This window comes from Streptomyces sp. NPDC030814, assembly GCF_055572155.1.
Window position 1 is genome coordinate 21,640 of sequence record NZ_JBVIDX010000013.1, and the last position, 13,619, is coordinate 35,258.

12 protein-coding genes are annotated in these 13,619 nt (G+C 71.3%); 5 read left to right on the top strand and 7 right to left on the bottom strand.

Going from position 1 to position 13,619, the window contains the following annotated elements; genetic code table 11:
- Positions 1 to 163: 163 nt before the first annotated feature.
- The 4 genes from ACZ43N_RS25835 to rsmI form a co-directional block, all read right to left on the bottom strand.
- Entirely contained in the window at positions 164 to 1,492 is a 1,329-nt protein-coding gene (locus ACZ43N_RS25835; RefSeq protein WP_468100733.1) for a ubiquitin-like domain-containing protein, read from the bottom strand.
- 156 nt (positions 1,493 to 1,648) lie between these two features.
- Positions 1,649 to 2,551, bottom strand: a complete 903-nt coding sequence (locus ACZ43N_RS25840; RefSeq protein ID WP_468100735.1) for a TatD family hydrolase — start codon at positions 2,549 to 2,551, stop codon at positions 1,649 to 1,651.
- 89 nt (positions 2,552 to 2,640) lie between these two features.
- A complete protein-coding gene (locus tag ACZ43N_RS25845) occupies positions 2,641 to 3,102 on the bottom strand; it encodes a hypothetical protein (RefSeq protein WP_468100737.1) in 462 nt (153 codons plus the stop codon).
- A gap of 289 nt (positions 3,103 to 3,391) precedes the next feature.
- Positions 3,392 to 4,240: a 16S rRNA (cytidine(1402)-2'-O)-methyltransferase gene (rsmI, locus tag ACZ43N_RS25850; protein WP_468100739.1), complete on the bottom strand. Its 849-nt coding sequence runs from the start codon at positions 4,238 to 4,240 to the stop codon at positions 3,392 to 3,394.
- A 143-nt stretch (positions 4,241 to 4,383) separates the two neighbouring features.
- On the opposite strand from rsmI, the gene ACZ43N_RS25855 reads away from it, so the two are divergent.
- Positions 4,384 to 6,123, top strand: a complete 1,740-nt coding sequence (locus ACZ43N_RS25855) for a dolichyl-phosphate-mannose--protein mannosyltransferase (RefSeq protein ID WP_468100740.1) — start codon at positions 4,384 to 4,386, stop codon at positions 6,121 to 6,123.
- A gap of 12 nt (positions 6,124 to 6,135) precedes the next feature.
- Here the strand turns inward: ACZ43N_RS25855 and ACZ43N_RS25860 are convergent, their stop codons facing one another.
- Positions 6,136 to 6,456: a peptidoglycan-binding domain-containing protein gene (locus ACZ43N_RS25860; protein ID WP_468100742.1), complete on the bottom strand. Its 321-nt coding sequence runs from the start codon at positions 6,454 to 6,456 to the stop codon at positions 6,136 to 6,138.
- Positions 6,457 to 6,809: 353 nt separating this feature from the next.
- Here ACZ43N_RS25860 and ACZ43N_RS25865 point away from each other — a divergent pair, with 353 nt between their 5' ends.
- A complete protein-coding gene (locus ACZ43N_RS25865; protein ID WP_468100744.1) occupies positions 6,810 to 8,447 on the top strand; it encodes a penicillin-binding transpeptidase domain-containing protein in 1,638 nt (545 codons plus the stop codon).
- A gap of 292 nt (positions 8,448 to 8,739) precedes the next feature.
- The gene (locus tag ACZ43N_RS25870) at positions 8,740 to 10,428 is read left to right on the top strand and encodes a penicillin-binding transpeptidase domain-containing protein (RefSeq protein WP_468100746.1); all 1,689 of its coding nucleotides are present in this window, start codon (positions 8,740 to 8,742) and stop codon (positions 10,426 to 10,428) included.
- Positions 10,429 to 10,438: 10 nt separating this feature from the next.
- Here the strand turns inward: ACZ43N_RS25870 and ACZ43N_RS25875 are convergent, their stop codons facing one another.
- Positions 10,439 to 11,104, bottom strand: a complete 666-nt coding sequence (locus ACZ43N_RS25875) for an RBBP9/YdeN family alpha/beta hydrolase (protein WP_468100748.1) — start codon at positions 11,102 to 11,104, stop codon at positions 10,439 to 10,441.
- Between the two features lie 274 nt (positions 11,105 to 11,378).
- Between ACZ43N_RS25875 and ACZ43N_RS25880 the strand changes: the two genes are divergently transcribed.
- Together ACZ43N_RS25880 and ACZ43N_RS25885 are read left to right on the top strand one after the other, a co-directional pair.
- Entirely contained in the window at positions 11,379 to 11,891 is a 513-nt protein-coding gene (locus ACZ43N_RS25880) for a YbaK/EbsC family protein (RefSeq protein ID WP_468100749.1), read from the top strand.
- Positions 11,888 to 12,631: an EamA family transporter gene (locus ACZ43N_RS25885; RefSeq protein WP_468100750.1), complete on the top strand. Its 744-nt coding sequence runs from the start codon at positions 11,888 to 11,890 to the stop codon at positions 12,629 to 12,631. Before ACZ43N_RS25880 ends, ACZ43N_RS25885 begins: the two co-directional genes overlap by 4 nt.
- Before the next feature lie 60 nt (positions 12,632 to 12,691).
- Here the strand turns inward: ACZ43N_RS25885 and ACZ43N_RS25890 are convergent, their stop codons facing one another.
- Complete coding sequence (locus tag ACZ43N_RS25890; protein ID WP_468100752.1) at positions 12,692 to 13,420, bottom strand: hypothetical protein; 729 nt, start codon at positions 13,418 to 13,420, stop codon at positions 12,692 to 12,694.
- Positions 13,421 to 13,619 lie beyond the last annotated feature (199 nt).

Genomic DNA, 13,619 nt, shown 5'->3' on the forward strand with positions numbered 1-13,619 from the left:
CCCCGCGCCCCTGAAGGGATCGGGCCTGCGGCCCGCCCTTCATCCTCAAAAGCACGGGGCGCAGCCCCGGTCGCTTTTCAGGGGCGCGGGGAACTGCGCGAACAACCACGACGGACCCGCACCCGCCAACGAGAGCGCACCCCCGAGCCACTAGGCACCCCATTCACCCCCGAAGCCGTGCCCCGCAGTGGGGCCAGGGGCTCGCCCCTCGCTGGACATACAGCTTCTTCGCGCGCAACGTCTGTTCCGCCGCCGACGCCTCCTGGGGCCGGCCCTGCCCTCCGAGGCTCTGCCACGTGTGCGTGTCGAACTGGTAGAGCCCCCCGTACGTACCGGACGGGTCGACCGCGTCGGGCCGGCCGCCCGACTCGCACACGGCGAGGGCCGACCAGTTCAGCCCCTCCGTCCCGGCGACGGACGTCGGCATCCGCTTCGTCCCCACTTTCATGATCCGGTCCTGCGGCTCCCGCACCACCTCGGTCCGCACCAGCCGGGGCCGCTGCGCGACCCCGTTGACCGTGCGGAGGGCGTATGTGACGCGCCGCGCCCCCGGTCGTCCGGCCCGCTCGACGACCTCGGTGCCCTGGAAGAGGGAGGGGTCCTCGGTGCGGTGCACACGGAACGGGATCGGCTCCTCCCGCACTTCCTTCGAGCTGGTCACCCGCAGCACGGTCACCGTCTGCCCGTCACGGGGGAAGCTCGTCGGCGCGACGGAGGTGGTGTCCTGTCCGCGCAGGGTGACCCCGGCCTCCTCCACCGCCTCCCCGACCGTCGCCGCGTTCGTGCGGATCGTCCGCGTCCGCCCGTCCACCATGACCGTGACGGTCCGCTCGGTGCGGACGTCCAGCTCCAGCCCCGCCCGCCCGATCCGCCGGGAGCGCGAGGTGGAGACGTACGCGCCCTCCGCGCGCACTCCGAGCTGCCGGAGCGCCCCGTCGACCGTCCCAGCGGTCGTCCAGAGCTCGCGCCGGTGGCCGTCGAGGGTGAGGCGGACGGGCCGCCCGTAGTGCACGGCCACCTCGTCGCCGCTGGCCAGGGCGGTACCGGGGGCGGGGACGACCACGTCGTGCGCGCCGAAGGTGACGCCCTCGTCGGCGAGGAGTTCGGCGACGTCGTCGGCGAAGGTGTGCAGCGTTCGCGGCTTGCCGTCGACGGTCAGCTCGATCGCCTTGTCCTTCGCCACGAACGCCGAGGTCCCGCCGGCGAGGAACGCCACCACCAGTGCCTGCGGCACCAGCCGGCGCAGCGGCCCCGTCCGGTCGGCGGCCGGTCTGCGCCGCACCGCCCGCCGGGTGCCGCCACGGCCGCCGGGCCCCGCCGCGGCGTCCGCTTGGGCCTCGTAGGCGGGGCGGTACGTGTCCGTGTTCCCGTGGACCCCGTACGGCAGGGTCCGGGCGTCGTACGGCCGCGGCGGCTCGTGGGTCTCGTACGTCCGGCCGGTGTCGTAGGTCCCGTACGGCGACGGCTGCTGCGAGGACTTGACGTTGCTCACGACGACACGCTCCAGAGGTGATCCCGGTCCGGGTCGGGCGACGTGAACCTAGCGGACGATGGTCACCCTCCCAAGCAACGCGGTCACACAGTGTCGCGACACGGGGGTGCTCATCATCTTTTCGCGTCCACCGGACGGCCGACGGAGCGTGATCCGTCAGTAATCGAACGCCCGCGCGGTGTTCGCCGCGATGGCCGTCGCCAGGGCGTCCTCGTCGATGCCCCGCACCGCGGCCATCGCACGGACCGTGATCGGAACGAGATACGGCGCGTTGGGCCGTCCGCGGTACGGAGCGGGGGTCAGGAAGGGAGCGTCGGTCTCCACGAGGACGAGTTCCAGGGGGGCGACGGCGAGGGCGTCGCGCAGCGGCTGGGCGTTCTTGAAGGTCATGTTCCCGGCGAAGGACATGAAGTAGCCGTGCTCGGCGCAGACCGCGGCCATCTCGGCGTCGCCGGAGTAGCAGTGGAAGACGGTCCGCTCGGGCGCGCCCTCCTCCTTGAGGACGCGCAAAACGTCGTCATGGGCGTCGCGGTCGTGGATGACCAGGGCCTTGCCGTGCCGTTTGGCGATCTCGATGTGCGCGCGGAACGACCGCTCCTGGGCGGCCTTGCCCTCCGGTCCGGTCCGGAAGTAGTCGAGTCCCGTCTCCCCGACGCCCTTGACCTGCGGCAGCGCGGCCAGCCGGTCGATCTCGGCGAGCGCCTCGTCCAGCGCGGCGTCACCTCCGGCGGCGCGCGCCCCCTGCCGGGACCAGCCGTCGGGGTCGCCGTGCACGATGCGCGGTGCCTCGTTGGGGTGCAGCGCGACGGTCGCGTGGACCGCGTCGTACCGGGCGGCCGTCTCGGCGGCCCACCGCGACCCCTTGATGTCGCAGCCGACCTGCACGACCGTCGTCACCCCGACGGAGGCCGCCTTCGCGAGACCCTCCTCGACGGTGCCGGACTGCATGTCCAGATGGGTGTGCGAATCCGCGACGGGCACCCGGAGGGGTTCGGGCAGCGGGGGCGCGGCGTTCTTGTCCTGCTTGGCGGAGGCGGTGCCGGAGTCGTTCGAAGGCATGCCCCGATCCTACGAATCGCAGGATCGGGGCATGTCCTCAAGGCTCGCCGAGGGGAGGACGGCTCGCCTTGCGCAGGCTCGCCGGGGGGTCAGCTCGCCTTGCGGTGGAAGGGGTGCAGGAGGTCGGAGAGGTGCCAGTGGTGGTGCCCGGCGGCCCGCTCGGCCGTCTCGGTCGACTCCGTCCTCCCGGTCGGCTGGGCCGCCTCGGTCCGGTCGGTCTCCGCCGCGTCGGAAGGCGTCCCGGCCGGGCGGGGCTTGGGCGGGGTCCGGCGCCGCTCGGCGTCCCGCACCGACGAGACCTGGCCGGCCCGCATGATCCGTACGACATGACCGTCGCAGTTCTGGCACGTGGGCCGCGACAGCGGGGACGGCACGACATGGCCGTCGGCCACGTACATCACGAAGTCGTGACCCTGGGCGTCGTTGTGATGCTCTATCTCGTACGACTGCTCCCAGCCGTGCCCGCAGCGCATGCAGGCGAACGCGTACGACTCGTGAACGACAGCGGTGGCGGTGCTCCGCAGTACGGCCCGCTCTGCGATCTCGGTCATGCCAGCTCCTTTGTCCGCTGGACCGTGAGGACGCTGTATGTCCTCACGGCCAGTGGACTCCCGGGGCGGGGGCGAATGCACCCGACCTGCCCTCTGTTGAAGCCGATTTGGCCTTCCCTTGTGGGAAGGCCGCCTGTTCGAGGGCTGTGCTTTGCGTGGCTTTACCGGGGCATGGGAGCGGCCTCGGGTACGGGTGGGTGGGGGCTGGTCACGCGGTTCCCCGCGCCCCTGACAACACCTGAAAAGCGCCCGGGGCCGCGCCCCCGTGCTGTTCGGGAAACCTCATCCCCTACGGCGTCCCCCGCTTGGCCGCAACGACCGCGTCGAAGACCTCCCTCTTCGGCACGCCGGCCTCCACCGCCACCGCGGCGATCGCCTCCTTGCGCCGCTCCCCCGCCTCCTCACGCACCCGTACCCGTCGGACCAGCTCGGTGGCGTCCAGTTCCTCCGGTCCCTTCTCCGGCGCGCCCTCGACCACGACCGTGATCTCCCCGCGCACCCCCTCAGCGGCCCAGGAGGCCAGCTCGCCGAGCGGGCCCCGCTTGATCTCCTCGTACGTCTTGGTCAGTTCGCGGCAGACCGCGGCGCGGCGCCCCGCGCCGAACACCTCCGCCATCGCGGCGAGGGTGGCGTCGAGGCGGTGGGGGGCCTCGAAGTAGACGAGGGTGCGGCGCTCGTCGGCGACCTCGCGGAGGCGGCCGAGCCGCTCGCCCGCCTTGCGTGGCAGGAAGCCCTCGAAGCAGAAGCGGTCGACGGGCAGCCCGGAGAGGGCCAGTGCGGTGAGCACGGCGGAGGGGCCGGGGACGGCGGTGACCCGGATGTCCTTCTCGACGGCCGCCGCGACCAGCCGGTACCCGGGGTCGGAGACGGAGGGCATCCCCGCGTCCGTGACCAACAACACCCGCGCGCCGCCGGCCAGCGCCTCGACCAGCTCCGGGGTGCGCGCGGCCTCGTTGCCCTCGAAGTACGACACGATCCGCCCGCTGGGCTGCACACCCAGCGCCTGGGTGAGCCGGCGCAGCCGCCGGGTGTCCTCGGCGGCGACCACGTCCGCACCGCTCAGCTCCTCGGCCAGCCGGGGCGGGGCGTCCGCGATGTCACCGATGGGAGTACCTGCCAACACAAGGATTCCTGTCACACCCCCATCCTCCCAGTCGCTCACCTGGGCGGGCGAAGCCCGGGAGGACGTGAGGGGTGAAGCCCACCCCCGATCGGCGAGGCACCGGCGGCCACATCGCCGACGCACGGGACTGTCACAGCGGCGTTCCCTACGATGGCGCGGTGACCAGTACCGCGTCCTCCACGGACACCCGGCAGGACCAGGCCACTCACGACCAGCGGCCGTCGTGGCAGCAGCGGCTGCGCCGTTTCGGCTACACCGCGCCGCCGAGGAGCGACGTGCGCGAGCGTCTGGTGCCCCCGTACACCCGGCCCGGCCCGCGCTTCTGGGCCTCGCTGGGCGTGGGCGAGGGCCTCGCCGAGCGCCTCGTGCGCTGGTCGGCGTGGGGCGGTCCGCTGCTGGTGACGCTGGTCGCGGGGCTGCTGCGGTTCTGGCACCTGGGCAGCCCCAAGGCGGTGATATTCGACGAGACGTACTACGCCAAGGACGCGTGGGCGATCGTCCATCGCGGATACGAGGTCAACTGGGCCAAGAACGCCAATGAGCTGATCCTCCAGAACAACGGGAACGTGCCGATCCCGACGGACCCGGCGTATGTCGTGCACCCGCCCATCGGCAAGTACGTCATCGGTCTGGGCGAGCTGATGTTCGGGTTCAACCCGTTCGGCTGGCGCTTCATGACGGCCGTGCTCGGCACACTGTCGGTGCTGATGCTGTGCCGGATCGGCCGGCGGATCTTCCGTTCGACGTTCCTGGGGTGCCTGGCGGGCGGGCTGATGGCGGTGGACGGGCTGCACTTCGTGATGAGCCGCACGGCGCTGCTCGACCAGGTGCTGATGTTCTTCGTGCTGGCTGCCTTCGGTTGTCTGGTCATCGACCGGGACAAGGCTCGTGCCCGGCTGGCCGCGGCCCTGCCGACGGACGGCGACGGGGTCGTACGCCCTCACCCGCTCGTCGCGGAGACGACCCGGCTCGGCTGGCGTCCGTACCGTCTGCTGGCGGGTCTCTGCCTGGGCCTGGCCTTCGGCACCAAGTGGAACGCCGCGTACTTCCTGGTGTTCTTCGGGATCATGACGGTGCTGTGGGACTACTCGGCGCGCAAGGTCGCCGGTGCCCGTCAGCCGCTGATCGCGACGCTCCAGCGCGACCTGGGCTTCGCTTTCCTCTCCACGGTCCCGGTGGTGATCGTCACCTATCTGGTCTCGTGGACCGGCTGGATCGTCTCCCCGGACGACGGCACCGGCGGCTACTACCGCAACTGGGCGGCGACGGAGGGCAAGGGCGGCTGGTTCAGCTGGCTGCCGGACTGGCTGCGCAGCCTGTGGCACTACGAGCACGCGGTCTACGAGTTCCATGTGGGCCTGTCGTCGCCGCACACGTACCAGTCGAACCCGTGGAGCTGGATCATCACCGGGCGGCCCGTCTCGTACTTCTACGAGTCGCCCTCCCCCGGCAACGACGGCTGCCCGACCGACACCGTCGAGAAGTGCGCCCGTGAGGTTCTCGCCATCGGCACCCCGCTGCTGTGGTGGGCCGCCGCCTTCGCGACCCTCTTTGTGCTGTGGCGCTGGCTCTTCCGCCGCGACTGGCGCGCCGGCGCCATCGCCTGCGGGATCGCCGCCGGTTACCTCCCCTGGTTCCTGTACCAGGAACGCACGATCTTCTACTTCTACGCCGTCGTCTTCCTGCCCTTCCTCTGCCTGGCCGTGGCGATGCTCGTCGGCGCCGTCCTCGGCCCCGCGGGAGCCCCCGAACGCCGCCGCGTGGCGGGCGCGGCCGCAGCGGGCGTCCTCGTCCTCCTCATCACCTGGAACTTCATCTACTTCTGGCCGCTGTACACCGGGCAGCCCATCCCGATCGACAGCTGGCGTTCACGGATGTGGCTGGACACGTGGGTCTAGCGAGGGGACGGATCAGCACACGTTGGACGTCGAGTTGGCCCAGAAGACCAGGAACGACCAGGTCTGGGCGCCGATGGTGCCGTCCACGGTGATGCCGGCGCACTGCTGGAACCGCCTCGTCGCCGCGTTGGTGACAGGCCCGAAGTTCCCGTCCTCGGCCAGCTTCGGGCCCGTCAGGGAGTTGTTCAGGTAGCACTGGGCCTGCCGGACGGCGCTGCCCGACGAGCCGACCTTCAACGTGGGCCGCTGGACGGTGTGGTTGCAGACGTCCACGGACCCGTGGGCGACGGGCCTCTCGGGTGCCGCCGCCCGCGCCGTCGTCGTACGCGCCACGGAATCAGCGCTCTGGGGTACCGCTACGGCCGCGCCTCCTGCAAGGACCAGAGAGGCGGCCAAGGTTACGCATGTGGTCGAGCGTCGCATGTCTCTCGCCTCCAAGTAACACCCCCAGTACCACCGTGCACTTCCGCCCCAGGAGTCGCATCCCGGACCACCGGCCCGGTCCGCATCACGGCCGGCGTTCGCGTATGTGGAAGGGCATCCGGGTTTAACGATTCGGGGAACACCTGTCCCGTCCGTCCCCCGGCGCGCATACAGTGAGGCGCGGCAAGCGATTTCTGAACATGTTCAAAGCGGGTCCGGGTCAGACTCCGGGACCGCTCACGGGGAACGAACGGGGAGAGGTCATGCGCAAGGGGGCCAAGGTCGCCGTGGTCGGCGGGGTGCTCGTGGTGTTGTTGGGGGGCGCCGGGTACGGGATGTACAACTTCGTCGACGCGCTGAACGGCGGGGCGAGCTCGGAGAGACGGACGGGGCCGCCGAGTTCGGACGAGGTCGCCGAGACCACGGAGAAGTTCTTCGCCGCGTGGGAGAAGGGCGACGCGAAGACGGCGTCCTCGTACACGAACGACGCGGCGGGCGCGGGGAAGCTGTTCGGGGAGTACGTCGGCGCCGCACGGATCGGCGAGGTGGAGATCGCGCCGGGCAAACCGGCCGGGGCGGGCGGCCGGACCGTGCCGTTCACCGTCCGGGCGACGGTGACGTACAAGGGGAAGAGCGAGAAGCTCGCGTACAAGAGCCGGCTGACCGTCGTACGGGGCAAGACCACCGGACGGGCGCTGGTCGACTGGAAGCCGTCCGTCGTGCACCCGGACCTCAAGGAGGGCGACGAGCTGTACACCGGTGAGGCCGAGGCGCCGCCCATCAAGGCCGTGGACCGCGACGGCGCCGTCCTGACGAAGGACAAGTACCCCTCCCTGGGGCCGATCCTGGACACCCTGCGCGAACGCTACGGCGACAAGGCGGGCGGCACCCCCGGCATCGAGCTGGCGATCCGGCACACCGCCACCGACGCCGCCGACACTCCCCTGCTGACCCTCGCCAGGGGCAGGGCGGGCGAGTTGCGGACGACGATCAGCGCGAAGGCGCAGGCCGCCGCGGAGAAGGCCGTCGCGAAGTACGCCGAGTCGTCCGTGGTCGCCGTCAAGACCGGCACCGGTGAGGTGCTGGCCGTCGCCAACCACCGCGCCGACGCCTTCAACGCGGCGTTCGAGGGGGAGGTCCCGCCCGGCTCCACGATGAAGATCCTCACCGCCGCCACCCTCATCGACAACGGCGTGGCCACGATGAACGGCCCCGCGCCCTGCCCCGAGACCGCCACGTGGCAGAGCCAGACCTTCAAGAATCTCCCGGGGATGAAGCCCGACGAGTCGTCCGGCGCCACGCTCGCCAAGGCGTTCATGCGGTCCTGCAACACGGCCTTCATCAAGCTGATCGACGAGGACCCGATGAACGACGCCTCGCTGACGAACGAGGCGCAGGAACGGTTCGGCCTCGGCAGGGACGACTGGAAGACGGGCATCACCTCCACCGACGGCAACGTGCCGGCGTCCAGCGGGCCGGACCGCGCGGCCAACGCCATCGGACAGGGCCAGGTCACGATGAACCCGCTGAACATGGCGTCGGTGACGGCCACCGCGATCACCGGCAGGTTCCGTCAGCCGTACCTGGTGTCGCCCGACCTGGACGACCGTGAACTGGCCACGGCGCGGGGCCTGAACCCCGGCACCGCGTCGCAGCTCAAGCAGATGATGAGGCTCACCGCGACCTCGCCGCAGGGCACCGCCGCGGGCGTCATGTCCGGGCTGACCGGCGACATCGGCGCGAAGACCGGCTCGGCGGAGGTCGACGGGCAGGACGTGGCGGACAGTTGGTTCACCGGCTTCCGCGACGACGTCGCCGCGGCGGCGATGGCCGAGGCGGGAGGTCGTGGCGGTGAGGCCGCGGGACCGATCGTGGTGGACGTGCTGCGGGCCGGCAGCTGACGCGGTTCGGGGGCGGCGGGTCCGGGAGCGCCGTGGGCCCGTTCGCGCGGTTCCCCGCGCCACTGAAAAGCCGCCGCCTGCTTTTCCTGAAGGGCGGGCCGCAGGCCCGACCTTCATTGCCGCAGGCCCGACCTTCAGGGGCGCGGGGAACCGCGCGAGAAACCACCACGGACCTGCGCCCCCCACACCCCCACGCACCCCCAACCCCTGAGGCGCCCCCACCCGAAGCTCTAGGGTGGGGGTTCTCGTTGTGAGCAACGAGAGGCAGCCGGGGCAGCGGAAGGTCGGGAGCGTGGGTAAGAGAAGGCGTATCGACGATCGGAAGTCGACGACGGCGAAGTCACGGCGGCCCGCCGTCCTGGCCGGCGCCGCGGTCGTCGCACTCGGCGGCGGCGCGTTCGCCGCGTACTCGGTGTTCGGCGGCGGCGCGTTCGCCGAGGACCGCTCGTCCACGGCCGGCGACGCGAAGCCCGTGAAGACGGGGCCCCTGTCCGCCGCCGAGGTCCGTACGGCCGCCACCGCCTTCCTCACCGCCTGGCAGAAGGGTTCCGTCGCCGAGGCCGCAGCCGCCACGGACGACTCGGCGGCGGCGCGCGCCGCGCTGACCGGCTTCACCAAGGACGCCCACATCAAGGACGTCGCCCTCACCCGCGGCAAGCGCGCCGGCGACGAGGTCGCCTTCTCGGTGAAGGGCACGGTGTCGTACAAGGGCACGGACAAGCCGCTGACGTACACGTCGTCCCTGACCGTCGTCCGGGCCGACAAGGACGGCGAACCGGTCGTCGACTGGCGGCCGTCCGTCGTCCACCCGGAGCTCCGTGAGGGCGACCGGCTGGTCACCGGCGAGGCGGGCACACCCCCGGTGAAGGCCCTGGACCGGGACGGCGGCGAGCTGACGACGAAGAAGTACCCGTCGCTGGGCACCGTCCTGGACGGGCTGCGGGAGAAGTACGGCAAGAAAGCCGGCGGCAAGGCGGGCGTGGAACTGCGGGTGCTGCGCGCGAAGGCCGAGAAGGGCAAGAAGAAGGACGCCGACAAGACGCTGCTGGAGCTGAGCGAGGGCACACCGGGCGAGGTGAGGACGACCCTCAGCCCTTCCCTCCAGGCCGCCGCCGAGCAGCAGGTGAACACCAGGCAGCGGGCGTCGGTGGTCGTGATGCGCCCCTCGACCGGCGAGATCCTGGCCGTGGCCAATTCCAACCACGGCTTCAACGTGGCCTTCCAGGGCTCCCTCGCCCCCGGCTCCACGATGAAGATCGTGTCGTCCGCGCTCCTCATCGACAAGGGCCTGGCCTCGGCGAACAAGGTCCACCCCTGCCCGAAGTACTCGTCGTACGGCGGCTGGAAGTTCCAGAACGACGACAAGTTCAAGATCGAGGGCGGCACGTTCAAGGCGAGCTTCGCCCGTTCCTGCAACACCGCCTTCATCTCCCAGGCGAAGAAGCTCGACGACAACTCGCTGACCCTGGAGGCCCAGCAGGTCTTCGGCCTCGGCCTGAACAACTGGGCCATCGGCGTGCCGACCTTCGACGGCTCGGTGCCGGTGCAGAGCGCCGCCCCGATGGCCGCCTCCCTGATCGGGCAGGGCGGGGTGCGGATGAACCCGCTGAACATGGCGTCCGTGGTGTCGACGGCCAAGACGGGCGTCTTCAAGCAGCCCTACCTGGTCGCGCCGTCCGTCGACGGCCGCACCGTCGCGACCGCCTCCCGGCCCATGTCGGAGAACGTCCGCTCCCAGCTGCGCGAACTCCTCCAGTACACCGCGGCGGCCGGCACGGCGGCCGAGGCGATGGCGGGCCTCGGCCCCGACTACGGCGCGAAGACCGGTTCCGCGGAGGTCGACGGCCAGAAGGAGCCCAACGGCTGGTTCACCGCGTGGAAGGGCGACCTGGCCTCCGCCGGCGTCGTCCAACAGGGCGGCCACGGCGGCGAGTCCGCGGGCCCGATCGTGGCGGCCCTCCTCAAGGCGGGCAGCAGCTGAGCCCGGCGGTTCAGGCCTCGGACGCGTCCGCCCGCTGCGCGGAACGGTCCTGGACCGCCATCTTCTCGTACCCGTCGGAGGAGGCCGACAGGCACCAGTCGAGCAGCGACGGCCAGGGGCCGTAGCCCGAGTCGGGGTTGAGGTGCGCCTCGCCCGGCAGGACGTCGGCGGGCAGACCCAGCGGCTCGGCGTACGCGGCGGCCGCGCCCTCAGGGCAGTACGGGTCGTTGTCGCTGCCGACGACCCGGGTGTACGCGGCGGTCGCCGCCACCCGCTCCGGCGTCAGCGGCGGCGGGGCGAACTCGGCGATCTCCTGGTGTTCCAGGGCGACCTCCGGGGACGGCGGGGCGACGAGGAGGACGCGTTCGACGGGCCCGGACAGGACGTCGTCGCGGGCGACGGCGTGCAGCCACAGCAGACAGGCCAGGCTGTGGCACACCACGGTGACCCGCCTGCCCGCCAACTCCCCCAGCAACGCGTCCAGCTCCGCCAGCCAGCGCTCCAGATCCGGGTCGTCCGCCTCCGGCAGTTGCGGGTACACCACCTCATGCCCCAGGTCGGCGAGCCGGTCGGCCAGCCAGTACTGCCAGTGCCCGACCGGCCGGTGGTTCTGCCAGCCGTGCAGAACGAGGAAGGCGCGGGCGGTGTCGGTCGAAGTCGGCGGAGTCTCTGTCATACCCCGATCGTCAGGGAATCCGATCACTCCGGTCCAGTGCCGTCTCTTTGTCCGGACCGGTTTTCGGGTGAGGGTGGGCGGGTGCCGGTCGCGCGGTTCCCCGCGCCCCTCAAAGCGGCCGGGGCTGCGCCCCGACCTTCAGGGGCGCGGGGAACCGCGCGAGAAACCACGACGGACCCGCACCCGCCACACCCCCACGCACCCCCGAGCTGACAGGCGCGCCCGGCCACAACCCAGTCGCATGGCAGCTACACGCACCGCTAACGTGCCCGCCATGACCACCGACGCACAGGACACCAACCGCTCCGGCGCCCACCCCCGTTTCGCGGAGGCGCTCGACGCCCTCGGGCTCGCCGAACTGCACACCCGGATCCGCCGGTTCCCGGACGCGACCCGGACCGCCGCCGAGGCCGCCGCCGCGATCGGGTGCGAGCTGAGCGAGATCTGCAAGTCCCTCGTCTTCGCCGCGGACGGCGTCCCCGTGGTCGTGCTCATGGACGGCGCGTCGCGGGTCGACGTGGAACTCGTACGGCGCGAACTCGGCGCCGAGAAGGTCACCCGCGCCAAGGCGGACGTCGTACGGGAGACGACGGGCTACGCGATCGGCGGCGTCCCCCCGTTCGGGCACCGGACCAGGACCCGGGTCCTCGCGGACCGTTCACTGCTCGACCACGCCGTGGTGTGGGCGGCGGCCGGGACCCCGTACACCGTCTTCCCGATGGCCCCCGAGGCGCTCATCGCCCACGCGGGCGCCACCCCGGTGGACGTCCGCGAGCAGAGCGCGTGACGCCGCTGGTCACCGCGGCGGTCCTGCTCGCCGCGGTCACCCACGCAAGCTGGAACGCGATAGCCCACAACATCACGGACAAGCTCGTCGGCTTCACGCTGATATCCGGCGGCGGCGCGCTCATCGGCTTCGCGGCCGTGCCGTTCGTGTCCCTGCCGGAGCCCGCCGCCTGGCCGTACCTCATCGCCTCGACGGTCATCCACCTCGTCTACTACGTGCTGCTGATGACGTCCTTCCGGCTGGGCGACTTCGGCCAGGCGTACCCCATCGCGCGCGGCTCCGCACCCCTCGTCGTCACCGTTCTCGCCGCCGTCTTCGCCCACGAGGTGCCGGACGGCTGGGCCGCGGCCGGCATCCTGCTGAGCTGCGCCGGACTGACCGGGGTCGCGCTGTGGGGCCTGCGGGGGCCCCGGCCGCACTGGGCCGCGATCGGCGCTGCGCTCGCCACGGGTCTGTCGATCGCGGCGTACACGGTCGTCGACGGCCTCGGCGTACGGGCCTCCGGGTCCGCCCTGAGCTATATCGCCTGGCTGATGGCGCTGGAAGGGCTGGCCGTCCCGGCGTACGCGATCTACCGCTGGCGCGGCGAGACGGTCGCCCTGCTGCGCCCGTTCGCCCGCGTCGGTCTGCTCGGCGCAGCGCTCTCCGTGGCGGCGTACGGCCTGATCCTGTGGGCCCAGACGAAGGCGGACCTGGCACCGATCGCGGCACTGCGGGAGTCGTCGGTCAACCCCTGCTGATGCAGCAATATCACCCGGCTGAACCGGTCGGAGACCTGATCACCACGCCCGGTTGCCCCGCTACGAGTCCTCCTGCGGCAGAGTGCTCAGATCCAGGACATCGGCCGCTGGTGGGGGCTGAATGTTCATACGGTCGTTGAAGCCGCTGTACTTCGTGACGTGGCGGAAGTAAGGGTCCTTGTAGTCGGCCCTCAGCAGGTACGGCTTGCCCTCGGCAGCCACATAGAAGGTGTGGACGCCCCCCTCGGTTTCGTCGTCCGCCACCTTTACGGGAATGACCGGCTCACCGTCGAGCTCGGTAGGGTTTCCCCGGGTCGCCCTGCCCAACGAGGAGGACAAGAACTGCCACGCGCAGTCGGCCAGGCCGTCTGCTCCCCTTGCCTCGCTCACCGGGCTCTTCAGCCAGGGTTTCTGCCGCATCGCGGGGACCGTCTTCCGTCCCCACATTTCGAGGTACATGTCGTTGGGATGGATGTAGTCCGTCTCGCCGATCCGGATCTGCTCCATCCTGGCCGTCTCGGAGCCATAGGACGCGGTCGACTTGAAGGTGCAGCTGCCCTTGAGATCAGTCGTCAAGCGGCCGGTGGATCGGTTGCCGGTGGTGGCCGAAGTGACATGCCTGACGATGGTCACCGAGGTGAGAGCCTTCATGGTGCGCTCGGACTCGCGTAGCAACTGGTCGGCGGAGCGCGTGTCAGCCACAGCGTCAGCCGTGTCTCCGACGTCGGCGCATCCGACCGCGACAGCGCCCAACAGGCACAGCGCAGCGGTGATCGTCTTCGTACGCATGGTCCCCCCTGAGGTGTAGGGCGGCAGGCTACAGGAACGAACTGCTCCGCATCCTGGCAGGTCGGGCCACCCGCCCGACAGCCATCCACGCCCCTGAAGCAGGCCCGGCACGCCCGCTCGACCTGGCCCCAGCGGCTGCGAGCAGAGATCGTCGGCTCACAGGCCTCCGGCGCAGGTCGGGGCTCATCACCCGTCACCC